The sequence below is a fragment of the Cyclobacterium sp. SOCE241 genome (assembly GCF_056867545.1).
In genome coordinates this window covers 4,109,640-4,135,226 of the sequence record NZ_CP149779.1, presented here as the reverse complement: position 1 = coordinate 4,135,226, position 25,587 = coordinate 4,109,640, and the positions used below count along the sequence as shown (strand labels likewise).

The window sequence follows — 25,587 nt, the reverse complement described above, 5'->3', positions numbered from 1 at the left end:
CTTATACTAATGTTTTAGAATTTTCTAATGCTCTTTTTCTCAATACTTCTTTGTAATCCTTAGGAATTACTTTTATAAACCGTTCTTTTCCGGCTTCCCAATCTTCAAGTAACCTATTGGCCGTATTACTGGATGTGAAATCTATATGACTTTGTAAAGAAGTTTTGATGGTGGCAAAATCATCCTCATTTAGGGGATCTATGTCTACCATTTCTTTATTGATATTGCCAAGGTTTTCTTTGAAAATATAGGCTATTCCACCACTCATACCTGCGGCAAAGTTTCTTCCTATTTCTCCTAAAATAATCACCAAGCCTCCTGTCATGTATTCACATCCATGGTCTCCAATTCCTTCAACAACAGCTTCCACTCCGGAGTTTCTTACGCAGAAACGCTCCCCGGCTTTACCTTTAATGAAAGATTGACCGGATGTGGCGCCATAAAAGGCAACATTACCAATAATGATATTGTCTTCAGCTACGAAATCTGCATTCCTATTCGGATACACCACCAGTTTACCACCGGAAAGCCCCTTACCAAAGTAATCATTGGCCTCACCTTCCAACTCGAAAGTAATCCCTTTGGTTAAAAATGCCCCAAAAGTTTGTCCTGCAGAGCCTTTGAATTTAAAGTGAATGGTATTGTCTGGCAATCCTGGGCTTCCAAAGAACTTAGATACTTCGTTAGAAAGCATTGCACCAACAGATCGATCCACATTGATAATATCAAAGGTACCTTTTACTTTATTGGCTTGCTCCAAGGCCGGAGTAGCTGCTTCTATAAGTTTTCTGTCAAGTACTTTTTCAGTCTGAAATCCTGATCTATTTGCTTGTGAATTCCTACATGGTCAGGAACTTCAACTTTATGGAAGATAGGGCTTAGGTCAAGTTTATCCCATTTCCAATGGTTCATTTGTCCATTGGCTTCTTTCAAGATATTGCTCTGACCCACCATTTCATTTACTGTCCTGAATCCTAAAGAGGCCATAATCTCTCTGAGGTCTTGGGCCAAGAAGGTAAAGAAGTTAACCACATGATCAGGGTCGCCTGTAAACAGCTTCCTTAGCTCAGCATTTTGAGTGGCTATACCAACCGGGCAGGTGTTCAGGTGACATTTTCTCATCATGATACATCCTTCCACTACCAAAGCTCCTGTAGAAATACCCCATTCTTCCGCTCCTAATAAAGTAGCAATGGCCAAATCTCTTCCTGTTCTCAACTGGCCATCCGTCTGCAAGGTTACCCTGCTTCGAAGGTTATTGATCACCAAGGTTTGGTGAGCTTCTGATAAGCCTAGCTCCCATGGCAATCCTGCGTGGCGTATGGAGCTGAGTGGAGAAGCTCCAGTTCCACCATCTGCTCCTGAGATAAGGATCACATCAGATTGTGCTTTGGCTACCCCTGCAGCTACAGTACCTACACCTGCCTGAGATACTAGTTTTACGTTTATTCTTGCTTTTCTATTGGCATTTTTAAGATCATAGATCAACTGGGCCAAATCCTCAATCGAATAAATATCGTGATGAGGTGGAGGTGAAATTAACCCTACTCCGGGAGTAGAATGTCTTACTCTTCCAATCCAATCATCCACTTTATGTCCAGGAAGCTGTCCACCTTCTCCAGGCTTGGCCCCCTGAGCCATTTTAATTTGTATTTCACCTGCGTTGGTAAGGTAATTACTTGTTACTCCAAATCTACCGGAAGCTACTTGCTTGATAGCAGATCTTTCCCAATCGCCATTTTCTTTTTCTCAAATCTAACTTCATCTTCACCACCTTCACCACTATTGCTTTTAGCACCAATACGGTTCATGGCGATAGCTAGAGTGCTGTGGGCTTCGTGTGAAATAGACCCGAAGGACATTGCACCCGTTGCAAATCGTTTCATGATAGACTCTACAGGTTCCACTTCGTCTAGTGGAACAGAGATCCTCTTTTTGAATTCCAACAAGCCCCTGAGGGTCATTGCATCCTTGGTCTGGTCGTTAATTTTTTGTGCAAATTTCTTGTACAAATTATAATCTCCCAGCTTTGTAGATTTCTGCAAAAGGTGGATGGTCTCCGGATTGAAAAGGTGCTTTTCTCCCCTTCTCTTCCACTGGTAAATTCCTCCTGCTTCCAAAAGTGGGCTTTTGGTTTTATAAGCAGTATGATGTCTTACCAATACTTCATCAGCCAATTCATCAAAAGAAACACCACTAATTCTACTAACAGTACCTTTGAAGCACCTGTCGATTACCTCTGCACCAAGTCCTACAGCTTCAAAAATTTGAGCACTTTGGTAAGACTGAAGGGTACTGATACCCATTTTAGAAAGTACCTTAAGCAGGCCTTTTCCTATGGCAGCTTTGTAGTTTTCAAATAATTTCTTTTGTGGAATCTTCTTGCTCAACATACCATTTTCATTGAGCGAAAGAAGGGTTTCTAAAGCCAGGTAAGGGTTGATAGCACTTGCACCATAGCCTATTGCTGTGGCAAAGTGATGCGTTTCCCTAATATCCCCTGCTTCTATTACCAAACCTGCTTTGGTTCTCAATTTCTGGTTCACCAGGTGATGGTGAACAGCTCCTACTGCCAATAAAGAAGGAATTGGAGCAGTATCTTTTTGAGAATCTCTATCGGAAATGATCAGGATATTTTTACCCTCACCAATAGCTTTTTCAGCAGCTTGGCACAATTTATTTAATGCTTCTAGCAAACGTCCGGGTTTGCCATCCGCTTCGAAATGAGCTTTTAAAGTAGCTGCATGATAGCCTTTATCCTCAAGATTTTTTAATTTCTCTAAGTCTTCATTGAGCAAGACCGGTTGAGAAATGTGTATCTGACGTGTATGTTTAGGACTTTCGTCCAAGATATTGTAACTCTCACCAATTCTGGTAAACAAAGACATAACCAAACGTTCCCTTATCGGATCAATTGGTGGGTTACTTACTTGGGCAAACAGTTGCTTAAAGTAATTAGAGATATGTTGACTTTGTTTAGATAGAACGGCCAAAGGAGTATCTGCACCCATGGAACCGATTGGTTCGTAAGCAGTATCTCCCATAGGGGATAAGATTACCTTTAAGTCTTCTTGACTGTAACCAAAAATGGTTTGTTTTTTCTTGATATTTTCTGTGCTGTATGGAAATGAAATTTCCGTAGGCGCAGGGATCATTCGTAATTTTAATCTCTCTTTTTTGATCCAAGCATCATATGGTTTTCTATTGACTACTTCGTTTTTAACTTCTTCGTCAAAAGAAACTTTTCCTTTTTCCAGATCCGCTAAGAGCATTCTACCAGGGCTGATACGTCCTTTTTCGATGATAGTGGACTCTCTTATAGGCAAAGCGCCTGCTTCCGAAGAAAGGATTAAACGATCATCAGAAGTAACAAAGTACCTTAATGGACGAAGGCCATTTCTGTCCAATGTTGCACCCAATGATTTGCCATCAGTAAACAATAGGGCAGCAGGACCATCCCATGGCTCTACCAAAGAAGCGTGGAATTTATAAAAAGCCTTCTTCTTTTTGTCCATTGTTTTATTGTCCTGCCAAGCCTCAGGTACAAGCATCATCATCACGTGAGGAAGGCTACGGCCGCTCAATGCCAACAATTCCACCATAGAATCCAGGTTCGCAGAATCTGAATTCTTAGCATTGGTAATCGGCATAAGCATTTCAAGTTCTTCATCAGTGAAATGTATAGATTTCATCAATGTTTCCTTGGAGCGCATTTTGTTCAGATTACCACGGATGGTGTTGATTTCACCATTGTGAGACAAAAACCTGAAAGGTTGTGCTAATCTCCAATTAGGAAATGTGTTGGTGGAAAACCTAGAGTGTACCAGCGCTATAGCTGACTTAAGTTTGTTGTTTTGTAGGTCTTTGTAAAAGGTCAATACTTGATCTGTACGAAGCTGTCCTTTGTAAATAACTGTTTGACTACTAAAACTTGCAAAATAAAAGGCACTATTTACTCCCGGAATGGTGGAGTTGATGATTCGTGTTGAATAATTTCTTAGGATGTATAGTTTCCGCTCCAAATCAATACCTGAAAGATTGTCTTTGTGTGCTACAAAAACTTGCTCAATATTGGGCATCACTTCTAGCGCTCCGGATCCCGGTACTGTATCATCTGTAGGAACAGACCTGTACCCGATGAGCTTAAAGCCCAATTCAGTGATTATCTTATTTAAGTTTGATTTGCATTTTTTGTAGAGTTGTTTGTTGTTTGGGAAAAACACCATCCCTACGCCATAACATCCTTCCTCGGGCAACCCAAAACCTAACCGTTGCGTAACCTCCTTAAGGAAAGTATGGGGCAACTGAATTAAGACTCCGGCGCCATCCCCAGTTTTGGGATCACTACCTCGGCCTCCTCTGTGCTCCATATTGCTTAGCATAAGCAAAGCATCACTTATAGTTTCGTGGCTTTTATGGCCTTTCACATTAACAACTGCCCCAATTCCGCAGGCATCATGCTCAAACTGTGAACGATATAAACCTTGATTCATTCTGTTATGTTTAATTGTATTAGGTATTGAATTTACTTTGAAAAATCCACAATAAATTTTTCAATTATTAAATTCTAGACAATAAAGGTAAAACAAAAATGAAAGAATAGCTGAATATGGAACAAAAAATTATAATTAAGCCAATGTAGGAACGCCTTAAAATTTCAACTGAAAAAATACAAAGTTTCGCAAAAGTGTATTGTTTCAGTCTAAAATTCAAGCTCATTTGGGAAACACAGCCTCTTGAATTACGCAAACATGTCTAAAATTGCCAATTTTAAAACTACGAAAAAAAAAGAAAAAAATACACACCGCTGCCATAAAAAATAAGTTAAAACTTAGAATTAGCTCGGATATGCAATTTTGAAATCAATCTATTTGGTCAGGCACATTTTTGTCAATCGGGCCATCTAAAACTACTTTTACTTTCTTTATTTTTCTTGTATCAACAGCCATAATGGTAAACTCAAAATTGTCGAATTTAATCTTGGTACCATTGTTGGGCAAATTGGAATTTAATTCTAGAAGGAGCCCTCCCAAAGATTCACTTTCCCCCTTAACGTCATCAAATAATTGTATATCGAGATCCAATTTTTTGCAGAAATCATTTAAGGAAATTTTCCCTTCAAAAATAAAGGTTCTGTCATCCAGTTTTTTGAATAAATACTCTTCCACCTCATCAAATTCGTCATTGATATCACCAATAATTTCTTCTATTAGGTCTTCAAGAGTCACCAAGCCGGAAGTGCCTCCATACTCATCCACCACAATGGCCATATGTACCCGCTTGTTTTTAAAGTTTTTGAGTAGGTCAGCTAGTTTTTTGTTTTCAGGAATAAAATAACCCTTGCGAATAAGGGCTTTCCAATTAAAATGTTCATCCTTTTCTATATGGTCTAAAAGATCTTTGATATACAAGATCCCCTTGATTTGGTCGATGGTACCTTCATATACGGGTATTCTGGAATAGCCGCTTTTATTGATTTTATCCATTAACTCATGAAAGTCCATTTCTATATCTACAGCTGTAAGGTCCATCCGGGAGCGCATTACCTGTTTCACAGAAAGGGTTCCAAAATTAACAATCCCTTTTAGTATATCTCGCTCGTTATTACTGGTGTCAACCGAAGTTATTTCTAACGCATGATGCAATTCATTTACTGACAACGAATAGCCCTTTTTTTCTATGCGCTTTTCGATCACATCACTGATAGCCATTAATAATGAAGAAAGGGGGCCAAAGACCACATAGAAAAAGTAGAGAAATTCAGCCGTAAGTTTTGCAAAGCCAACACTTGCTGAGTTGGCATAAACCTTTGGCACAATCTCTCCAATAAATACTATGGAAAAGGTCACCCCTATGGTTTGGAAAAGGATGATTACAATTCCTGTAGCATCCGTTCCAAATACACTCCATGTAAAAAAAGTGGTAAGGGTAACTATACTTATGTTGATTAGGTTGTTGAGAATCAATATGGTACTCAACAACTTTTGAGGGTTTTCAATCAGGGTAATAATTTTTTCAGACTTTGGGTCTGAAGCATCTTTTATACCTTCAATGTCCTCATGATTAAGAGAAAAAAAGCCACTTCCGATCCGGAAACCAAAGCTGAGATTATCAATAATGCAATAAACAATACCGCATTACCCACCAAATAAACCGGTGATACAGCTATGACTTCAGTCAGGAGCAGCAAACTCGGATAGGGGTCGTCCATTAATTTAATAATATAATTTTATGCAAAACTAATGATTTTACCGAATTCCAGTACTATCAAAATGGTAAATCATCGGCGTCATTGTCTCCGGAATCGTAAGCAGGTGAAGTATTGCTACTCATTCCTGTGTTCGGATTGCTGTTTTGTGCAGGCATTGATTGGCCGCCGCCTTGAGCATTGTCGGCCCCACTGTTTCTTGATCCAAGCATGGTAAAACTTTGAACCCTAATCTTGGTTCTTTTACGGTTATTGCCTTGATCGTCCTGCCAAGTATCAGATTTTATTTTGCCTTCTACGTAAATTTGACTGCCTTTTTTAAGTATTGTTCGGCTACTCTTGCCTGACCGTCCCACAATTCCAAGTCATGCCATTCCGTGTTTTCTACACGGTTGCCGCTACGGTCCTTATAAGATTCAGTAGTGGCAAGTCTAAGGTTGGCTACTACCTTATCTCCTTCTAGGTGCTTGACTTCAGGATCTGCACCAAGATTACCCAATAAAATTACTTTATTAACTCCTGCCATTGGTAGATATTTTCGGTTTTGTAAATAGCTGATTAAATATAAACAATTAATATTTTTGATTCAAATACCGGACAATCAATTTTGGTTTACCAAGTGATTCCAGCGTGGGTTCAGTTACTAGTGAATAATTTTTAGATTGAGCCCACTTTTCCAAAGCTGCTTTATGGATCGCTCCGAATTTAAGATTTACAAAGGAAGCAAAAATTCTTTGATGTGTGAGCAGGTGTTTGAAGGGTTTTTCAGAACTTATTGTATAATTTGGTCTTAGGAGTTGGAGTTCTTCCGGTAGGTCAAGGGTATCCGGATCAATATTTTCGATGCTCTCCATTGAAGAATATTCCGTTAAAGGGAAGTCTACTAAGCCTTGCCATATGTCTTTTTCATTTCGTGTTCTAACGACAGTATGGCCATCAATTTGAATATGAAAATACAAAAAGTATCTGGATTTTACTTTTATTTTTTTCGTTGACCGGAAGTGTTTCTACCAGTCCGTTTTGTAAGGCATGGCATCTTGTGTGCAAGGGACATTGCTGACAGTTGGGGTTTTTGGGAACACATTGAAGTGCGCCAAATTCCATAATGGCTTGGTTGTACTCATCAGGAGTATTTTCAGGGATGATTTCATTGGCCAGTTTGCCAAAGGCTTTTTCCCTTGGTGGGATGAGATGTCCACATCAAGACCAAAAAATCTAGACAACACCCGGTAGACATTTCCATCGACGACAGCAATTTGTTCTTTATAGGCGAAGGAGGCAATGGCGGCGGCAGTATAAGGTCCCACTCCTTTCAGCTCCAACAAATCCTTATAATTGTCAGGAAATTTTCCATTTTTTTCATGGATGATGCTTTGTGCGCAAGCATGTAGGTTTCTAGCCCTGCTATAATAACCTAGGCCTTGCCAAGTTCTTAGGATTTCTTCCTCAGGAGCCTTGGCCAGTGCTTGTACAGAGGGGAATTTATTAATGAAAGCATGAAAATAAGGTAATCCTTGGGCTACACGGGTTTGTTGGAGGATAATTTCGGATAACCAAATGATATATGGATTCCTTGTCTCCCGCCAAGGCAGATCACGGCGATTGAGGGGATACCAACGGAGTAGATTTTCAGTGAAATAGTTGAAATTCAAAATTTTAAAATTTTATTATTTGCTAATAATTGAACAAATGAAGCTAATTTTATCGATTTAATTTTTTAATTGGAATGGATATTGTAAATTTGCACTCCCAAAATTAGTTGGTTAATAGGAGGTTAAGCCTCAATTGAATTACACAAAAAAAATAATACAGTGACTAAAGCAGAGGTAATCACAAAGATTTCGGAGAAGACAGGAATCCAAAAGGATGATGTTACACAGACCGTTGAGGCGTTTTTCAAGGTTGTAAAAGATTCAATGGCAGAAGGAGAAAATATCTATGTTAGAGGTTTTGGCAGTTTTATTAACAAAAAAAGAGCTAAAAAAATCGCAAGGAATATCTCTAAAAACACAGCCATTGTGATTGACGAACATTATGTTCCAGCTTTCAAGCCGTCTAAATCATTTATTGAAAAAATTAAAAACAGCCAAAACGTAAGAGAATTGGCTCCTCAGGACTAATAATCCTGGAAAATTTGACTATGAAGAGATCCCAAATTATTTTCGTTATTGCAGGTATTGCCGTTTCTTTTTTATTGTACAGTTTACCCAAAGTGGTAGTGGACAATGAGGACAAGGGGCTTACTGAGGATGGAACTAGTTTGGGATCTGATTCAAGTAGTGAAGAGATTAACCATGGAAACTCTCTAAGTAGCAGTGACCTGGAGGTCATCGAGAACTTGATGGCAGAAATACAAGGAGAGGCTAGTACCGAAAAATTTGTTATATTCGCTGATTCAATTGCTAAAGTTTACCAAAATGGAGGCAAGTTGGATAGCGCGGCATATTATTTCGGTCTAATTGCCGAGAAGGCTCCCGATCCAAAAAACTGGGAAAAAGCAGGGAATGCTTATTATGAAGCTTTTGGTTTTTCTATGGAAGAAATCAAGACGAAAAGATTGGGCGATAAAACACGCTTATATTTAGGCAAAGTTTTGGAGGTTGATCCGGAGAGGCTTGATTTGAAAACAAAGATAGCAATGACTTATGTTTCTTCAGCCAACCCTATGCAGGGAATAACCATGTTGAGGGCTGTATTGGAAGAAGATCCTGAAAATGAAGAGGCATTGTTTAATATGGGCATATTGTCCATGCAAAGTGGCCAATATAAAAGGGCCGTTGAGCGATTTGAAAAACTTGTTGAGCATCACCCTGAAAATATTCAGGGTCAATTTTATTTGGGAGTTAGCTTGTTTGAGTCGAACCAGAAGAAACTGGCCAAAACTCAATTGGAAGAATTACGTAAGCAAACTACAGATCCTCAGATTCTTTCGGGAATTGAGAATTACTTAGATAGATTATAATCAAAATATTGTTAAACTAAAACTATAAAATTATGCCTTGCGGAAAAAAAGGAAGAGACATAAAATCGCTACACACAAGCGTAAAAAGAGATTGAGAAAAAACAGACACAAGAACAAGAAATAATTTGATTTCTGTTCAATTAACACGTTCTTTTATTTCATAACAGAGACACAATTTGAGTTCAGAATTATTAATTGATTCCTCTCAAAATGGTAGTCGAATAGCCCTGCTTAAGAATAAGAGCTTGATTGAGCTTCACGTAGAAGAGGAAGACAACAAGTTCAAAGTTGGCGACATCTATCTTGGTGCTGTAAAGAAAATTGTAAACGGCTTAAATGCTGCTTTCATAGACGTAGGCTATGAAAAAGACGCTTTTTACACTACCAAGACCTAGGACCACAGGTTAACAGCTTAAGTAAGCTGGTAAAGTTAACCCGTAATAAAAACCATAAAGGTTTCGACCTTAAAGGTTTTGAAAACGAACCTGAGATAGACAAACTTGGAAAAATAAGCCAAGTATTGTCTAAAAACAATCAGGTGTTGGTGCAGGTTGTCAAAGAGCCAATTTCTACTAAAGGGCCTCGATTATCGTGTGAGCTCTCCCTTGCTGGTCGATACTTGGTATTGGTACCTTTTTCAAACACAGTTAACGTATCCAAAAAATACGTAGTGCTGATGAGCGAAAAAGGTTATCCCGGCTCATCACTTCTATCAAACCGGTCAATTTCGGTGTCATTATTCGTACAGTAGCAGAAGGTCAATCTGTCACTGAACTGGATAAAGACCTTAGAAATTTATTAGAGACTTGGGAAGATGGGATGAGGAAGCTTCAAAAAGCCAAAGTTAAAGACAAAATCATCGGAGAAATGAGTTTGGCCTCTTCTATTATAAGAGACCTTCTCAATGAATCTTTCGACGCAATCACGGTAGAAGATGAAGTAATTTACGATCAAATGCGATCTTATATAAGATCCATTGCTCCAGAAAAAGAAAAAATTGTTAAGCTTTACAACGGAAAAGCGAAGCTCTTTGAAAGTTTTGGTATAGAAAAACAGATCAAAAGCCTGTTTGGAACTACCGTTAGTCTCCCCCAAGGCGGTTATCTCATTATTGAGCATACAGAAGCTTTGCATGTAGTGGATGTTAACAGTGGTAACAAGTCCAATCAGGAAAGTGATCAAGAAAATACGGGCCTAAAAACCAATATGGTGGCCGTAAAAGAAATTGCAAGGCAACTAAGGCTTCGCGATATGGGAGGAATTATTGTGATTGACTTTATCGATATGAAAAAGGCCGAAAATAAAAAGGCTATTTTTGAAGCGATGAAAGAAGCAATGAGAGAAGACCGATCCAAAAATACGGTACTTCCCCTTACCAAGTTTGGTTTGATGCAGATCACCAGGCAGCGCGTTAGACCTGAAATGAACATAGTAACCAAAGAAATTTGCCCTTCTTGTAATGGTACAGGCAAAATACAAGCCTCCATTCTAGTGGCAGATAAAATGGAAAAAGATTTAGAGCATATTGCAGTACACCAAAACGAATCAAAGATTAAAATTGCATTGCACCCCTATTTACATGCCTATTTTACACATGGCATTTTCTCTAAAAGGCTGCAGTGGTTTTTTAAATATTATAAATGGGTCAATTTGATCAAGGATTCTTCACTACCGGTGACGGAGTATAAATTCCTGGATAATTCAGGAGAACCTTTAGAAATAATCATAAAAAGCGAGTCTGAATAAGACTCGCTTTTTTTATGCCATTATTACCAGAGTTTGATTGTTCTTAAACCCGGATGATGTAATAGGTTTGAACCGCACTGACTTAAGTCAGGGGTGAAGCCTTTCCCTTGTTTAGGGGAAGTGTTGCAATCTCTTTATAAGTAGCAACGAAGTGGCTGATTTTGACACGAATTCAGTGCGTAATGGATTGATTATTAAATGTTTCGGATTAAAATATTATTCCGACTACTATTTTAACTTTACCCAATAAAGCCATTTAAATATTATAAATAATCGGATTAATTACTTAATTAAAACCTTCTCACAAACGTTTTAAACATGAGTCTCGAAGAAAAAATCAACGAATCAGAAACCAAAATCTATAAAGCTGTTTTTCCAAATACCACCAACCATTACGACACCCTGTTTGGAGGAAAGGCCATGCAATTAATGGATGAGGTTGCCTTTATAACGGCTACCCGCTTTAGCCGACAACGTATGGTGACCATCAGTAGCGATAAAATTGATTTTACCAAGCCAATACCGGCAGGTACAATCATTGAATTGTGTGGACGTGTGACCCACGTGGGCAATACAAGCTTAAAGGTGAGTGTAGAGATTTTTATTGAGCAGATGTATGAGAAAGGCAGAGAAAAAGCCATTTCCGGGACCTTTACTTTCGTAGCCATTGACAATGATAAAAACCCTGTTAAAATTACGGTGTAATTAACCTTCAATAAATGATACTTGATCGGAATTCGTTATGTTTTATCAAGTAATTCAAGAGCATTATGCTTCTGATCATTTGCTGGTAGTAGCAATATTGAGGTGTTTTAATGAACCTGCCAAACGAAATTGTCAGCGTTGAATGAAGGTTTTGAATTTCTGCGTTAATTATTTTTTGGATAACTTTAAAAAATTATGGAAGATTGCGTGCTTATCATTTTTCTTTCAAAATAATTCACTCTATTTACAAAGAGTGTGCTATGACTTAATAAAAGAGTAAGTAAAATCAAACCTAAAAATAATTATGAAAGACACTATTACAGTATTATCCTCGGTAGCCATTTTATTGCTTACTACCGCTTTTTCCTTCGCCGGAAAAGGAGATTTTTACCAGATAAAAATTTATCACTTCTCCACAAGTGATCAGGAAAGTGTTATTGATGAATACCTTGAGAAAGCATACCTACCGGCCATGCATAGGGCCGGAATTGAGCATATTGGGGTATTCAAACCCGTTGCTTCAACTGAGAGTAATAAGCCCAGTGAAAAGTTAATTTATGTGCTGATACCCTTTAGTTCTCAAAAGGAGTTTTCTAAAATAGATTCCAAAATTGCCAAGGACCAACAATTCCAATCAGCAGGTGCCAAATACCTAAATGCACCCTATACCAATCCTCCTTACGATAGAATTGAATCAATTTTATTGAATGCCTTCGAGAAGCATCCAAAGTATGGTGTTCCTGATTTGAGTGGGCCAAATAAAGACAGGATTTATGAATTGCGTAGTTATGAAGGCCATACTGAGAAGATATCAGAAAACAAAATCAAGATGTTCAATGATGGCGACGAAGTTGGTCTATTTAAAAGATTGGGATTCAATGCTGTTTTTTATGGTGAGGTTATTTCGGGGCCAACAATGCCAAACCTGATGTACATGACGACTTTTGAAAATAAAGCTGACCGTGATGCTCACTGGGATGCGTTTCGTTCTGATCCTTATTGGAAAGAGTTGTCTTCACTTCCACAATACCAGAACAATGTCTCAAAAAATGTAACTACATTCTTATACCCTACCGATTATTCGGATATTTAGGCAAATTGATATAAGGCTGTTGAACTTCTCAACAGCCTTTTTATTTATATTCTTTGCCCCATTATTTATTGTTTATAAATATGGATGTTAATTAGCCGCAGCAGCCTCGCTTATATTTTGTAAAGCATTTGAAATCTGTTGTATTTCCTCATCGCTCTCGTTTATACCATGCCTTAACTTCAAAAATTCAGGGTCATTGTAAGAAAGGTGGACTTTACCATCAGCATCTTCCCACACAAGGATTTTTTGGGGCAAGTCCAGACCTATTGATTGAGATTCCTGCATTAATGGCGTACCTAAATTGGGGTTACCGAAAATTATTATTTTTGTAGACCTCAATTCAAGTCCTCTGCTTTGGGCATTGGCCTGATGGTCTAACTCGGCCAAGATGGCGAGGTTTTCATTTCCGGAAATGATGGTTTTTAAACTTTGGTAGGTAGCTTCAAATTCTTTTGAACTTGTTATGTTAATTATGCCTTCGGAGGCTGTTACAGATTGGGATATACTACTTTCTAACTCACCTTTAATGGCCTCTCCTACTAAGTTTTCAAGTGCCCCTGAAATTTGATTAAGATTTTCTGTTCCTGCTAGGGCGTGACGGGAAGCTAGGTATTCGGTACCGTTATAGATAGCAAAAACCTGACCCTTATCTTCGTAAAACAATACTTTTTGAGGGAGGTCTAAGCCAGCAAGCTGATTTTCTTGCATTAAAGGAGTGCCTAAATTGGGGTTGCCAAAGAAGATGATTTTTGTAGGTCCGAGTTCTTTGCTTATGGATCCTGCATTTTGGGCATGATCCACCTCGGCTACAATGCCAATTTGAGCATTATTTTCTAATGCAGTTTTTAGAGCGCCGTAGGCTTCCTCCAGCGAAATTGTACTTGATCCATAAATCGTTCCGGGAACGTTTGGGTTTTCTTCATTTTCAGGAGCATCATCGGAATTAATATTACATCCAAAAAATAAAAGAGTAAAGCTGAGAAATAAGGCTATATTATACATAACAACTTGTTTTTAAAAGGCTCAAAATTTAATTTTTTAAGTTGTTAACTATAGTTCAATAATTGTTCCAGTATTTATTTATATTTTATCCATACTTATTCTCCTGCAAATTGATACGATATTGTGGGTAAAAAATCTTTAATTATTCAATAATGGATTTTGACGGTATTGAAAGATATTCTACCTACCGCCAAAATCCTTATAACTCATGGGGTGGGGTTCAACCCCTCTATTTCCCTATTTCATTGACTTTAAAAAGGCAAGCAAATCCTCCGGATTGGCTCTATTCCTATAATCGCTATCAAGGAAAGCATATTTTATAATGCCATCTTGACCAATGATATAGGTAGCTGCCAGAGGAAGTTCATTGTCTTCGTTTCCATTGTAAGCGTGCAAGTCAAATTTATCTTGGTAAACGTTGGCAACCTCCTCGGTAAGTTTAAATACTATGCCATACTGCTTCGCAACTTGATTGTCAATATCACTTAAAACTTCGAAAGTTAAATTGTGCTTTTCAGAAGTGCTGATTGAATTGTCGGGAAGTTCCGGAGTTAAGGCCAGCAAGTGGGCGCCTTGTTTTTGGAAGTCCGGCAAAAATTGCTGTAGGTGATGCAAGGTGAGATTACAATAGGGACACCAACCTCCTCGATACCAGGTCAAAATCACCGGGCCATTTTTTATTTTTTCAGACAATTTCACTTGTTGACCAGTGGCATTAGGGAGTGAAAAATCAGGTGCCTTCGCTCCTGTTTGCTTTGCCTGCTTGACTATGTCATTGTTTTTGACATCATCTATCCCGGCCTTATAAATGGTTTTTATTTCCTCCGGGGCTGTTTCATTAAAATTATCTTTTTTGGCTTGTAAGTCTTGTTGTAGCGTAGTTTTAGTTTGTTCAGTCATGGTATCTTCGTTTTTATTCAGCTTTTATAGATGTTATCGGCCAAAAACAATGCCAATACATTTTAATTGATTAGGTTAAGGTTAGGTAGTTACCGAAACGTTTATTTACTCTTACTTAAGAGTATATGACCCTAAAGGACCAAAGAAATAGTAGATAGAAAATGCTCTAAAGTGGTTTTAGGTTAACCTTTTAAAAACGCTCTCAATCCATAACTGGCCAAAACACCTTCACCTGTAGCAGCAGCCACCTGAGCTATGGCTCCTTCACGATTGTCTCCGGCTGCAAAAATCCCTTCCACTGAGGTTTTGGCTAGCCCGGACGTTGTGATAAAGCCTTGTTCATTCATGTCCACTAGCCCTTTAAAACTTCCGTTATTTGGCTTTAGGCCTACAAAAACGAAGACTCCGTCGGCAGTGATTACTTCTTCTTTGCCGGTTAAGGTATCCTTAACGAGTAACCCTGCAAATTTCCCCTCTTTGTCTGTATTCAAGGCAATAGACTCTTTATTGTAAAAGGCAGTTATATTGTCGAGTTCTGGTAGTTTGTCAATATAAGTTTGGGATGCTTTGAAGGATGCTTTTCGGTTGACTATTTTTACTTTTTTGTAAAACCGGAAAGAAATATTCCTTCTTCTAAGGCAGAGTTTCCACCGCCTACGACGATTACTTCTTTGTCTCTATAGAAAGCGCCGTCACAAGTTGCACAAAAATGTACGCTAGACCCTAATAATTCACTTTCACCCGGAATATTGAGTTTTTCATAAGTTGACCCGGTGGAAAGTACAATTGATCGGCCCAGATACAGGTTTGTTTTGGTTCGAACATTGAAAAGGTTATCGGCCTTTTCTATGCTTACAACTTCTTCACCCGTTTTGATAATAGCTCCATAGACACGGGCTTGTTCTTCCATTTTAGCCATAAGGTTTGGGCCTGAGATGGAGGTAAAACCCGGGTAATTTTCAATCTTATCAGTTAAAAAGGCATTTCCTCCAACCGTTTTTTTCTCTAAGATTAAGGTACTGAAACGATCCCTTTGGGCATATATTGAAGTGGTCAAGCCTGCTGCACCTGCACCTATAATGATGCTATCGAATACCTTTGTGATTTTTTCTTCATCTAATTTGAGCGCAATCCTCAATGCTTCGTTTTCCGGTTCTACCAAGATATCGTCATTGATTAGTATAGTAGGGATTTTTCTCTTCCCATTGTTTATTTTCTCAATGATGGGAATGGCCCATTCGTTTTCGTCAATATTGATGTATTGAAAGTTAACTTTGTTTTCCACCAGATAAGTTTTGGATTTGATACAATCCGGACACCAATCTGCACCGAAAAGGATAACCCTAGCCTGTTCATTGATTCCCAAAACACTGGAAAGGGTAGCATTGTCAGGATTGGTATAACTTTTTCCATTGATTATCAAAGTTGGGATGATGCGTTTGCCTTTGTTAATGGCTTCAACTTTTCTAGTAGCCGCTTCATCAAGATCTACATCTACAAAATTGAAGGCAATGTTGTTTTCCTTTAAAAAAGCTTTGGCTCTAAGGCAATCGGGACACCAATCTGCCCCATATAATGTGATTTCGTTCATTGCTTTGGTATTTTAATTTCGTTTAAATAATTCGCCCCCGCTATACTTTAAATGGCTAGGTAGGATAAGTCTTTGGCTAAAAGAATCCCCTGACCGGAAAGTCATCAATCTATTCCACACGATCAGGGTGATGAATAGATTACTTAAGGTCGTAATAAAAATTACAGTGGAGCCTATTCCTACTACTTTTCCTTGTTTTATTCATTTACAGAAAGTCAAATGTTTTTCACCGATGCAGCATCCAAATTTATTAATAGTATTAAAAGGGCCACATAGGAATAGAATGTTTACAGTCCTCTCATTGCGAAAAAATTTTCCGTTGATGCTTTAGTTGCCAAGTTTCTTTAGAAGTGAAATTAAACAATCCTTTCCAAATTGGAATTACAGCTGTTCTTATTACCTCCTAATCTTGAATTTTGACCTGCAAGGTTTTAAAGAATAGGTTTTGCAACAATATTCGAAAGGAATACCTATTGCAAAACCCTTGTTAAAACTTATAATTCGGGAGCCAATGGAAAATCTATTTCAAAACCTGCAAGGTTGTGAAGGTAATTGCTCATGATTTTGTCTCCGATAAGAATGACCACATCAATCAAATTAGCTTCAGTATATCCTGCTGCAAAAAAGCTTCTTTAATTTCTTCTTGCACCTTGCCGTGGTTGCTTACCGTTGCGGCAGTGAATTTTACCAATGCATCAAGTTTATCATCAAAACCGGCCGATCCGCCTCTGATTTCAAGAATCTGCTCATTGGTAAATCCATTCATCTTACCAAGGGCAGTATGGGCAGATTGGCAATACCTACAGCCATTGATTTGACTAGTAACCAAGTTTACCACTTCTTTCTCTTTGGCTTTGAGTGTGGTTTTTCTGCCCTGCAATGCCAAGTAGTCCGGTAAGGCCGTTTCATTTTTGGCATAGTAAGCATAAAGGTTAGGTACAAAGCCAATTTGTTTTCCAAGCTGTTCAAAGATTGCTTGGTTGCTTTCAGATACTTCAGATTTTGTCGGTACGTTGAATGCTGTTGCTGTAGTTGTCATAATTAATTGTCTTTAAATTGTTTGTTGAATAATTACAATACAAAGATTCAGCATTTACGTCGGTATAGGTTAGGTCAAATTGCCTTGCTGCTTGGCAATTTTTCCCTTTTGAAATAAAAAGTTGACAAAGCTTTTCAATTGAAGTCCGCTGTTTTGGTTTTAAAAATTCTGCTATAAAAAAAGCCAATCCATATATTGGATTGGCTTCAATATTCTATGCACTTAATCATGCACAGTTTATTATATTACAGGATCTCCACCCCTTCTGGTATTGAAGGACCTGTCACCCCTACGGTCTTTCTCTAGGAATCCGTTTCCTGAGCGTTTTTCTTTGATTCTGTCTTCTCGAACATCTAAACGATCTTGATGATCGAAAATGGTTCGGTTTTCTAGGTCATATCGTCCGTATAGACTTCGATCTTCGGCACTGTAATAACTTCGCATGGTATGTAAGAATTCACCTTGCGGGCCTGTTGGCCAATTGTCATTTTCAAATCCCGGCGCATTTTCTAATGTTTCTTTGGTCTCTCTAACGAGTACTGCATCTCCATGTGGAGGGTTAAAATTGAACGATTCAAAAGGCATTGCCAATAATTTTGAACCAAGGTTTAAGAACCCCTCGTCCACCTTCAATACAACATAGTCTACTTGGGATGTTGAAGTGTTTAGAACAATGTCCTTGATAGAACCTACGGATTCATCCCTTGCCGTCTTCACATTGCGTGAAATTAGTTCTGAACTTCTTAACTGGAAATTATTTGGATTATTCATTTCAATAGTTGGTTTAATGAGAAAATCATTTGACCTAAATGGTTCAAGAGTTGTGCCAAAAATTGAATATTCGATAAATCCTATAAAATATTTTTATATTCTCTAAAAATATATAGTGGTTGGTTTAAAGATTATTATATGATATAAATGTTATTTAAATGGAGGTGTTTTAATTTGATTATGTGTGTTTTTTAGGAGGCATTTTTTGAGGTTTAGCCGAGATCTCAATGTATTTGGAGGGTTTTTGGGGATAAAAACGGGTTGAAAAAATTTAGTTTAATGGTACAATTTGCCGGAAAAAACAAAAGCCAGTTCGCAATGAACTGGCTTTGTCGGGGTGGCAAGATTCGAACTTGCGACCTCCTCGTCCCAAACGAGGCGCGATGACCGGGCTACGCTACACCCCGTTTATTCCCTATTGGGAGGACAAAAGTAAATAAAATTTGAGTAAATCAAAAAGGAATGAAGATTATTTTAAAATTTTTTTCAATTTTTTTTATGGCCTAAAATGGACATCCTTATGATCCCGGAAATAGGTTGGTCTTGAAAATTTTTATCGCAATAGAAAGCAGGATAATTCCAAAAATCCTCCTCAAGATATCTAGGCCTGTTTTTCCAAGTTTTCGTTCCAAGAAATGTGTACTTTTCAATACAGCATAGATGATGATAAGGTTTAAAATGATGCCAATGGCAATATTGGCTTGTCCAAATTCTGACTTTAAGGTAAGTATGGTGGTTAAAGTACCTGCACCAGCAATCAAAGGAAAGGCTATAGGCACTATTGAGGTACTGGTTGAGCTTGCTTCAGGATCGTTTTTAAATAGTTCTATGCCTAAAATCATCTCTGCTCCTATCGCAAAGATGATTAAGGCACCGGCAATTGCAAAATCTTCTACATCTATGCCAAATAGGCTTAAAATTGATTTCCCAACCAAAAGGAAGGCCACCATCAAAACCCCTGCAGCAATAGTGGCCTTACCACTTTGAATATGGCCCACTTTCTTCCTTAGATTGATTACTATTGGTATAGATCCCAAAATATCGATCACAGAAAAAAGAATTAATGTAACAGATAATATTTCCTTCAAATCAAACAACACAGATTAATTTTAATAGGCTTTAAGAAAGGCAATTAGTTGTTCAAACTCATCGTCATTCAATGCAGGGAAATTGGCGATCCTAAAGCTGGTTGGCTTCAATGGGCCATAACCACTCCCCATTTGCATTCCCTTCTCTTCAGCTTCAGCTTTTATTTGTTTAATAAATTTTTCTTCACCACCAACACCCAATACTGTTCGACTTCTTGTAGCCTCGTTGCTTACCAAGAAATCCAAAGCTGGAGATTGCTCCACAATCTCTTCCAGAATGCGCATCCGCTCTTCAGTTTTTGCATTTACTTTAGCTATATTAGGTAGGTCTGCTAAAACCCTGTTTAATAAATAAATGTTTAATACATTAGGCGTATAGTGAGTTTGATAGTTGGCCGCATTTTCCAGCATAAAATTTAGGCTATTGTACCTTCCCTTTTCACCCTTCGCTTTGGCTCTTTCGATGGCTTTTGGAGAAACTATCAAAATTCCCAGACCTGCGGGCAATCCAAAGCATTTTTGTACGGAAGCATACCAGATATCTGCCAGGCTAAAGTCTAAAAATATTCCGGCCATGGATGAGGTGGTATCTATGGCCAACATTTTATCCGGATACTTGTTGCCAATAGCAGCTATGGTATCATTGGTAACTTGAGTGGCATTGGATGTTTCGTTTTGTGTGATCGCAATAAGATCAAAATCATTTCCAATTTCTAAGCTATTTACTTTTAAGCTTTCGTTTTTGTCTAAGACCAAAGCCGCTGTTTCAGGAATAATATTTTGAGCAAAACCGAACCATTTTTTTCCAAATGAACCGGAGTAAATATGAAAAGAGGCTTTTAGAACCAAGGATTGGGTGATGATTTCCCAGTTTTCAGTGGCTGAGGAGGTAAACAATAATTTATAATCTTCTGGTACAGCCAGCTTTTCTTTGAATAACCTTTCTGTATCCTTGTAAAGATCCATAAAAACTCCACTGCGATGATTGGCACTTAAGATGCCTTGTTGGTAAGCCTCTTGAAAATAGTCCGGTAATTTATCGTATACCTTTGATGGACCCGGTGCAAAAGTGAGTATAGCCATTATGCGTTTTCTTTCTGATTATCTATAAAGTAATTCAATCCAAGCTCATAGCCTTTCAATCCCAAGCCGGCGATCATGCCTACACATTCTTTGGATATTATGCTTTTGTGGCGGAAAGTTTCTCTCTTGTAAATATTGGAAATGTGAATTTCCAAAACGGGGGTGTTGATGCCTGCAATGGCGTCGGATATGGCCACTGAAGTGTGGGTATAGGCACCGGCATTGATTAAGATTGCATCGTGCTCAAAACCCACCTCATGAAGTTTATTAACCAGTTCGCCTTCCACATTGCTCTGGTAATAGGTCAATTCTAGGTCCGGATATTTTTCTACCAGAGTCTCAAAATAATCTTCAAATGAGCGACTTCCATAGATTTCAGGCTCTCGCTTTCCTAATAAATTTAAATTAGGTCCGTTTATGATCGTGATTTTCAATGTTTGGAGGATTTAATTGACTATTAAACAGGGGCAAAGTTAAGCAATCGCAAAACAACTTAATTGGATATTGATATGTTTTTAATAAAACTATTATTTAAATACCATCAATAAGTTAATTTTACTTTATGTCTTGGGAAAAGGAAATAAAAGCTTTTGGTTATTACTTAAAAATTGAGCGCTCTCTAAGCGAGAATTCGATTTTAGCCTATAGGCAAGACATACAGAAGTTAGCCAACTTTATGGAGAAGAATTTTCCTGAAGTTTTACCGGAAAGGGTGCAATTGTATCACTTGAGACAATTTGTAAACCTCCTCGGAGAGTTTTCTATTTCGGAATTTTCTCAGGCACGGATAATTTCAGGTATCAAAGCTTTTTTTAAGTTTATGCTTTATGAAGATAAAATCGAAGAAAACCCTTCAGACTTATTAGAGGCCCCCAAGTTGACGCGCACTTTGCCGGATACATTAAGCTATGCGGAAATTGAGGAAATTTTTGAAGCGATTCCTTTGGGTGAACCGGAAGGTCATAGGAATAGGGCAATGCTTGAAATGCTTTACAGTAGTGGTTTAAGGGTTTCTGAGCTGATCAACCTGAAATTAAGTCAGTATTTTGATGACATAGGCTTTTTAAGAATATTAGGAAAAGGGAACAAGGAACGTCTGGTACCCATAGGCAAATCTGCTACCAAATACCTAAGCATATATCTCAAGGAAATAAGGGCTCATCAGGTGATTGCAAAAGGCCATGAAGATTACGTTTTTCTCAATAGAAGAGGAAAGAAGCTTAGTAGGGTAATGGTATTTTTAATAATTAAGAAGACGGTGGAAAAAGCAGGTCTTCATAAAAAAGTGAGCCCTCATACTTTTAGGCACAGCTTTGCTACCCATCTTGTGGAAGGGGGGCAGATTTGAGAGCTGTACAAGAAATGTTAGGACATGAGAGTATCACAACAACGGAGATTTATACACACTTGGACAGGGATTATTTGCGACAAGTTTTAGATGATTTTCTGCCTGGAAAGTAGCCGTTCAACCCTACTAATGCGGTACGGATAACTTATGTGATTTGGAGGTTTTCTCTACTTGTCTCGCCAAGCTTTACAAAAAACTTGGGACATTGACATTTTGCTCTAGAGTTAAAATACTTTAGGCATGTTTTTTGAATGTTGGGGTTGTTGAAAAAATATTGAAATTAATTTTCTGACTTAAGATGAAAACGGCATACTTTTTAGGATTTATTATTTGGCTAATTACTTTGCCAATGGAGGCTAGTGGACAAGAACGGCTCAAAAAATTAATTACTGAAAGGGAGCAATTGCATCAGCAATGGCAAGCCTCTGAATCACAAAAATCTGGGCTATTCGGTAACCGGACAAAAAAGGACATGACTGCCACCAATGAATGGTTGATTCGAATTCTAAATAAGGATAATCAAATTATCAAAGAGCTGGAGATGTTGAAGGACATAGAAACCACGGAGATAGGCTACGAAAAAGAAGATTATAAGTTTATTGCGCAAAAAGCTGAAGAGGACATTGTCAAGCTAAAAAGGGCCTTGAATCTCAAGGATGAAAAAATCCAATCCGGATTGAAGGAGAAGCGAACCTATGAATGGACCACCCTTATATTTTTTGTTAGCAGCATGGTTTTGGGCTTTTTATATTACAAAAAGAGAACCCGTCAGGTGGGTTAAGAATTATAAGTAATTTAGTTTTCTTTAATTTTTTGTTTTATTATCCGCTTGGTTTTAATAATTTCATTTTTTAAAACCTAAAAATATATGAGTAAACTGATTATTAATAGCTTTGAAGATTTTCAAGATTATATAGGGAAAGAGTTGGGTGTGTCTGAATACCACCAAGTAACACAAGACCAAATCAATCTCTTTGCAGATGCCACCATAGACCACCAATGGATACATACCGATCCTGAAAAAGCCAAAGCTGAGGGTGCTTTTGGAGGAACGATTGCCCATGGTTACCTTACCTTGTCATTGGTGCCTTTTCTTTGGAACCAGATCGTACAGGTGAATAATCTTAAAATGATGGTCAACTATGGCATTGAAAATTTAAGGTTTGCCAACCCTGTTAAGGTAAATGATGAGATCCGAATGCACGCGACCTTAGCCAACATCAGTGACCTCAGAGGAACCATAAAAACAGAAATGAAGGTGAAAATCGAAATCAAAGGTGAGAAAAAGCCTGCATTGGCTGCCCAGTTAATTTTCCTTTATCATTTTCAGTAGGTATTTACCGATATTCATTTAAAGTTGATTTCGGTAATGACCGATTGATTTAAAAATTGGAAGACCAATGAGTGATTTGGTGGGGATTTCTGTTGCTGGTGTTGAATATTAAGATTAGTTTATTTAGTGTAGGTATAAACAAAAACAACATCCAGAGGATGTTGCTTTTACCATTATAAAAAACCTAATCATTACTATTACAATCTATTTCTTTCTTCGGTACTGCCACTTCGTTGGGATACATTGAACATTTCTCCTTTATTAAACTTCCATCGCACTGTAAAACGTACACTTTGCATGCTATTGTATTGTCTGACATCGGTATTGATTTTGTGAAAATTAATGTCTCCTGTAAACTTCATCGTTCGGAAGATATCTGAACCGTTAATTGTGAGACTTAATTTTTCGTCTTTAAAGGTTTTTGTTAGTCCGGCATCTAACCAACTCATGCCATCAATTTTAAGCTGTCCATCCTGAAAAGGACTTCTATAAATACCTACCAATTCCAGTTTAAAACCTTTGGGTAAGGTAATATTATGTTGACTCCTTGCCATAAATGAAAATTGTTTCACATCTAGCAGGTCTTCTCCTATTTGAGATTGAAAGGTGTTTCCATTGAATTGTAGCATATTACTGGTGCTGTACCATTGAGCAAATTCTACAGGTATGGTGGCCCGAAGCCCTAAGTTTTGGGTACGGTCAAGGTTTTGCATTTGTATAAGGGTTGTACGCTCTTCGTCATCCTGAATCAATATTTGGCCGAAAGCATTTTCTGTTTGAGAAAAAGTCAATGCTAGCTGGTAGGAACCTTTGTAAATATGGTTCATTTCAAAATTATTGGCATACTGTGGTTTTAGATTAGGGTTGCCCTCCTCTGTTGTTAACGGATCTATATAGAATACAAAAGGATTGAGCTGTCGGTAATGGGGTCTTGTGATCCTTCGATTTACATTGTAAACGATTTGGTAATTGTTATTTAGTTTATGTTGGAGGTATACACTTGGAAAAAAGTTGAGGTATTCCTGAGTATTTACTTGGTTTGAGGTTACTGAATTGCCCTCAATATTGGCATATTCAGCTCGGAGTCCTGCTTGATATTCCAGTTTTTTTCCCAAAGGAGCTTTGTACGAAGCATATGCGGCCAATACATTTTCTTTGTAAATAAAATGATTGCTGTTGCCATCCGGAAGATAGGGGCCTTCCTCCTCTCTTTTCGTTATGTCTAAAAGATTGTCTGACTTTACCCAGCTACCTTTGAGCCCTAGTTCCAAGCTTTTGTTTTCACCCATTGGTTTGGTAAAGTCCGTTTTGGCTGTATAAATGGAATAGACCATGTCATTGCCTGTCTTGACACTATTGAGGGCTTCATTGGCTTTATCATCATTTATCCAGTAGCTATTGTTCAGAAGTATAAGACTACTGGCATCCATATTTGAATAATCGAAATCAGCGGTAAGCTTGGTTCCCAAAGTGTCAAACTTTCCGATATAATGAAAATTTCCAAATATTCGGGTATTCTCAAACTCAGAATCGTTTAAGGCATTGATATAGTTAATTGCTGTACTTTGAGGGTTCGTAATTGTGGTGAAAGAGTTTCCACCATCATCTCCATTTTGCGTGGAGGCTTGTAGATTTATTCCCAGACTATGTTTTTCATTGATTTGATAATCTGTTCCCCCCGAAAAGAATAAATTTTTGGTGATTAGACTCATTCTGGCCTTCTGATCAAAAATAGAGAGACCATCTTCCACTTGAAATCTTCTCAGAAGGTCCAGTTCCATTTTTCTTCCCCATTGATTATAATTTAAACTTACATTAGAAGTCCATTTATTTTTTTTGAAATTGATAGTTCCTCCTACGGAAGGGGTATGGATGCCATTGTATTGGTGTCCTATGTGTAAGTTGCCATTGACTCCATTGTAGGTGTTTTTTTTCAGTACCAAATTGATTAGTCCTGCAGCTCCTTCGGCATCATATTTGGCTGGTGGGTTGTTGATAACCTCGATGCTTTGGATATTGTCTGCGGGCATGGCTCTTAAGAAATCTGCCAAATCTTTTGCTGACATATAAGTTTGCCGGTCGTCCAAAAGTACCATAACACCGGATTTTCCATTAAGGTTGATATTGCCGTCTGCATCCACATATACCCCGGGAGAGCGTCCTACTACATCTAAAGCATTGTTTCCTTCTGCCATAGCTGTCCCTTCGATATTCACCACAGTTTTGTCTGCCTGTATCAATACATTTGGACGAGCAGCTCTAACCTCTACCTCATCCAAGGATGCCATATCGGGTTTTAATTTTATCTTTCCGAAATTTTTTATTTCTCCCTCAATTTGGAATTCCTCACTGACAAAATCCTTATGCCCCAGAGTGGAAATTTTAAGTTGGAGTTTATCACCTCGGTCAGACTGAATCACAAATTCCCCTGCATCATTGGTGATGGTGCCGGTAATTAGCTCTTGACTATTTATATCAAGTAAAACTACATTGACAAAGGGTATCGGTTGTTCTTCACTATCCAAAACCGACCCAATGACTTTATAAACGGTAGTTTGTTGGGCGGCCAGATGACTTAGGCCAAGTAAGAAGAAAAAAGAGAAAGTAAAAATTAATTTGGTAAAGTACATGGTTTCCAATCTTGAATTGTTTCGATCAATCCAAAGGGAAAAGGGTGCCAAAACCAAAAAATAGGGTTTAAAGATGTTTTAAGGCTGT

Annotated in this window: 18 protein-coding genes, 1 tRNA gene and 5 pseudogenes; 8 read left to right on the top strand and 16 right to left on the bottom strand. The window is 38.1% G+C overall.

The genetic code is table 11. The features are described 5' to 3' along the window. Position 1 precedes the first annotated feature (1 nt). The 5 genes and pseudogenes from gltB to WG932_RS20740 all read right to left on the bottom strand — a co-directional run bounded on the left by gltB (position 2) and on the right by WG932_RS20740 (position 7,860). Positions 2–4,493 (bottom strand): annotated as a pseudogene (gene gltB, locus WG932_RS20760) (glutamate synthase large subunit). A gap of 369 nt (positions 4,494–4,862) precedes the next feature. Then, positions 4,863–6,211: pseudogene (gene gldE, locus WG932_RS20755) on the bottom strand (gliding motility-associated protein GldE). 56 nt (positions 6,212–6,267) lie between these two features. Beyond that, positions 6,268–6,734 (bottom strand): annotated as a pseudogene (gene ssb, locus WG932_RS20750) (single-stranded DNA-binding protein). Between the two features lie 46 nt (positions 6,735–6,780). Next, positions 6,781–7,167, bottom strand: coding sequence for an NUDIX domain-containing protein (locus WG932_RS20745; protein ID WP_483085242.1), 387 nt, complete (start codon positions 7,165–7,167; stop codon positions 6,781–6,783). A gap of 48 nt (positions 7,168–7,215) precedes the next feature. Beyond that, on the bottom strand, positions 7,216–7,860 hold the full coding sequence (locus WG932_RS20740) for an A/G-specific adenine glycosylase (RefSeq protein WP_483085241.1): 645 nt from the start codon (positions 7,858–7,860) through the stop codon (positions 7,216–7,218). A gap of 159 nt (positions 7,861–8,019) precedes the next feature. Here WG932_RS20740 and WG932_RS20735 point away from each other — a divergent pair, with 159 nt between their 5' ends. The 5 genes and pseudogenes from WG932_RS20735 (at position 8,020) to WG932_RS20715 (ending at position 12,714) form a co-directional block, all read left to right on the top strand. Beyond that, complete coding sequence (locus WG932_RS20735; RefSeq protein WP_014019802.1) at positions 8,020–8,328, top strand: HU family DNA-binding protein; 309 nt, start codon at positions 8,020–8,022, stop codon at positions 8,326–8,328. A gap of 20 nt (positions 8,329–8,348) precedes the next feature. After that, positions 8,349–9,170, top strand: a complete 822-nt coding sequence (locus WG932_RS20730) for a tetratricopeptide repeat protein (protein ID WP_149393028.1) — start codon at positions 8,349–8,351, stop codon at positions 9,168–9,170. 176 nt (positions 9,171–9,346) lie between these two features. Beyond that, positions 9,347–10,916 (top strand): annotated as a pseudogene (locus WG932_RS20725) (Rne/Rng family ribonuclease). A gap of 318 nt (positions 10,917–11,234) precedes the next feature. Beyond that, positions 11,235–11,621 carry an acyl-CoA thioesterase gene (locus WG932_RS20720; RefSeq protein WP_483085240.1) on the top strand — a complete coding sequence of 129 codons (387 nt, stop codon included), beginning with the start codon at positions 11,235–11,237 and terminating at the stop codon, positions 11,619–11,621. Positions 11,622–11,925: 304 nt separating this feature from the next. Next, positions 11,926–12,714 carry an NIPSNAP family protein gene (locus tag WG932_RS20715; RefSeq protein WP_483085239.1) on the top strand — a complete coding sequence of 263 codons (789 nt, stop codon included), beginning with the start codon at positions 11,926–11,928 and terminating at the stop codon, positions 12,712–12,714. Positions 12,715–12,801: 87 nt separating this feature from the next. Here the strand turns inward: WG932_RS20715 and WG932_RS20710 are convergent, their stop codons facing one another. The 10 genes from WG932_RS20710 to aroQ all read right to left on the bottom strand — a co-directional run bounded on the left by WG932_RS20710 (position 12,802) and on the right by aroQ (position 20,622). Beyond that, the gene (locus tag WG932_RS20710) at positions 12,802–13,716 is read right to left on the bottom strand and encodes a DUF302 domain-containing protein (RefSeq protein WP_483085238.1); all 915 of its coding nucleotides are present in this window, start codon (positions 13,714–13,716) and stop codon (positions 12,802–12,804) included. A 237-nt stretch (positions 13,717–13,953) separates the two neighbouring features. Continuing rightward, on the bottom strand, positions 13,954–14,616 hold the full coding sequence (locus tag WG932_RS20705) for a peroxiredoxin-like family protein (RefSeq protein ID WP_483085237.1): 663 nt from the start codon (positions 14,614–14,616) through the stop codon (positions 13,954–13,956). Between the two features lie 182 nt (positions 14,617–14,798). Then, positions 14,799–15,140: an NAD(P)/FAD-dependent oxidoreductase gene (locus tag WG932_RS20700; RefSeq protein WP_483088696.1), complete on the bottom strand. Its 342-nt coding sequence runs from the start codon at positions 15,138–15,140 to the stop codon at positions 14,799–14,801. A 71-nt stretch (positions 15,141–15,211) separates the two neighbouring features. Continuing rightward, a complete protein-coding gene (locus WG932_RS20695; protein ID WP_483085236.1) occupies positions 15,212–16,207 on the bottom strand; it encodes a glutaredoxin domain-containing protein in 996 nt (331 codons plus the stop codon). A gap of 592 nt (positions 16,208–16,799) precedes the next feature. Further along, positions 16,800–17,246 (bottom strand): carboxymuconolactone decarboxylase family protein, encoded by a 447-nt coding sequence (locus tag WG932_RS20690; protein WP_483085235.1) that lies wholly within the window; start codon positions 17,244–17,246, stop codon positions 16,800–16,802. Positions 17,247–17,486: 240 nt separating this feature from the next. Further along, on the bottom strand, positions 17,487–18,017 hold the full coding sequence (locus tag WG932_RS20685; RefSeq protein ID WP_014019790.1) for a PRC-barrel domain-containing protein: 531 nt from the start codon (positions 18,015–18,017) through the stop codon (positions 17,487–17,489). A gap of 332 nt (positions 18,018–18,349) precedes the next feature. Further along, positions 18,350–18,424 (bottom strand) — tRNA-Pro (locus WG932_RS20680). A 111-nt stretch (positions 18,425–18,535) separates the two neighbouring features. Further along, the gene (locus WG932_RS20675) at positions 18,536–19,114 is read right to left on the bottom strand and encodes a MarC family protein (protein WP_014019789.1); all 579 of its coding nucleotides are present in this window, start codon (positions 19,112–19,114) and stop codon (positions 18,536–18,538) included. A gap of 12 nt (positions 19,115–19,126) precedes the next feature. After that, positions 19,127–20,188: an aminotransferase class V-fold PLP-dependent enzyme gene (locus WG932_RS20670; RefSeq protein ID WP_483085234.1), complete on the bottom strand. Its 1,062-nt coding sequence runs from the start codon at positions 20,186–20,188 to the stop codon at positions 19,127–19,129. Beyond that, positions 20,188–20,622, bottom strand: a complete 435-nt coding sequence (gene aroQ, locus WG932_RS20665; RefSeq protein WP_149393035.1) for a type II 3-dehydroquinate dehydratase — start codon at positions 20,620–20,622, stop codon at positions 20,188–20,190. Before aroQ ends, WG932_RS20670 begins: the two co-directional genes overlap by 1 nt. 128 nt (positions 20,623–20,750) lie before the next feature. Between aroQ and WG932_RS20660 the strand changes: the two are divergent. From WG932_RS20660 to WG932_RS20650, 3 genes and pseudogenes are all read left to right on the top strand, one after another. Then, positions 20,751–21,649, top strand: a pseudogene (locus WG932_RS20660) (site-specific tyrosine recombinase). A gap of 185 nt (positions 21,650–21,834) precedes the next feature. After that, positions 21,835–22,317: a hypothetical protein gene (locus WG932_RS20655; RefSeq protein ID WP_014019785.1), complete on the top strand. Its 483-nt coding sequence runs from the start codon at positions 21,835–21,837 to the stop codon at positions 22,315–22,317. An 87-nt stretch (positions 22,318–22,404) separates the two neighbouring features. Next, the gene (locus WG932_RS20650; protein ID WP_014019784.1) at positions 22,405–22,869 is read left to right on the top strand and encodes a MaoC family dehydratase; all 465 of its coding nucleotides are present in this window, start codon (positions 22,405–22,407) and stop codon (positions 22,867–22,869) included. 197 nt (positions 22,870–23,066) lie between these two features. Here WG932_RS20650 and WG932_RS20645 read toward each other — a convergent pair whose 3' ends face one another. Then, on the bottom strand, positions 23,067–25,499 hold the full coding sequence (locus WG932_RS20645; protein ID WP_483088695.1) for a TonB-dependent receptor: 2,433 nt from the start codon (positions 25,497–25,499) through the stop codon (positions 23,067–23,069). Positions 25,500–25,587 lie beyond the last annotated feature (88 nt).

What these genes read in the sequence shown, in the direction of transcription:
- WG932_RS20655 (WP_014019785.1), top strand. Translation starts at nt 21,835, where the DNA reads ATGAAAACGGCATACTTTTTAGGATTTATTATTTGGCTAATTACTTTG.
- WG932_RS20715 (WP_483085239.1), top strand. Translation starts at nt 11,926, where the DNA reads ATGAAAGACACTATTACAGTATTATCCTCGGTAGCCATTTTATTGCTT.
- WG932_RS20730 (WP_149393028.1), top strand. Translation starts at nt 8,349, where the DNA reads ATGAAGAGATCCCAAATTATTTTCGTTATTGCAGGTATTGCCGTTTCT.
- WG932_RS20690 (WP_483085235.1), bottom strand. Translation starts at nt 17,246, where the DNA reads ATGACAACTACAGCAACAGCATTCAACGTACCGACAAAATCTGAAGTA.
- WG932_RS20720 (WP_483085240.1), top strand. Translation starts at nt 11,235, where the DNA reads ATGAGTCTCGAAGAAAAAATCAACGAATCAGAAACCAAAATCTATAAA.
- WG932_RS20645 (WP_483088695.1), bottom strand. Translation starts at nt 25,499, where the DNA reads ATGTACTTTACCAAATTAATTTTTACTTTCTCTTTTTTCTTCTTACTT.
- WG932_RS20685 (WP_014019790.1), bottom strand. Translation starts at nt 18,017, where the DNA reads ATGAATAATCCAAATAATTTCCAGTTAAGAAGTTCAGAACTAATTTCA.
- WG932_RS20695 (WP_483085236.1), bottom strand. Translation starts at nt 16,207, where the DNA reads ATGAACGAAATCACATTATATGGGGCAGATTGGTGTCCCGATTGCCTT.
- WG932_RS20670 (WP_483085234.1), bottom strand. Translation starts at nt 20,188, where the DNA reads ATGGCTATACTCACTTTTGCACCGGGTCCATCAAAGGTATACGATAAA.
- WG932_RS20650 (WP_014019784.1), top strand. Translation starts at nt 22,405, where the DNA reads ATGAGTAAACTGATTATTAATAGCTTTGAAGATTTTCAAGATTATATA.
- WG932_RS20710 (WP_483085238.1), bottom strand. Translation starts at nt 13,716, where the DNA reads ATGTATAATATAGCCTTATTTCTCAGCTTTACTCTTTTATTTTTTGGA.
- WG932_RS20705 (WP_483085237.1), bottom strand. Translation starts at nt 14,616, where the DNA reads ATGACTGAACAAACTAAAACTACGCTACAACAAGACTTACAAGCCAAA.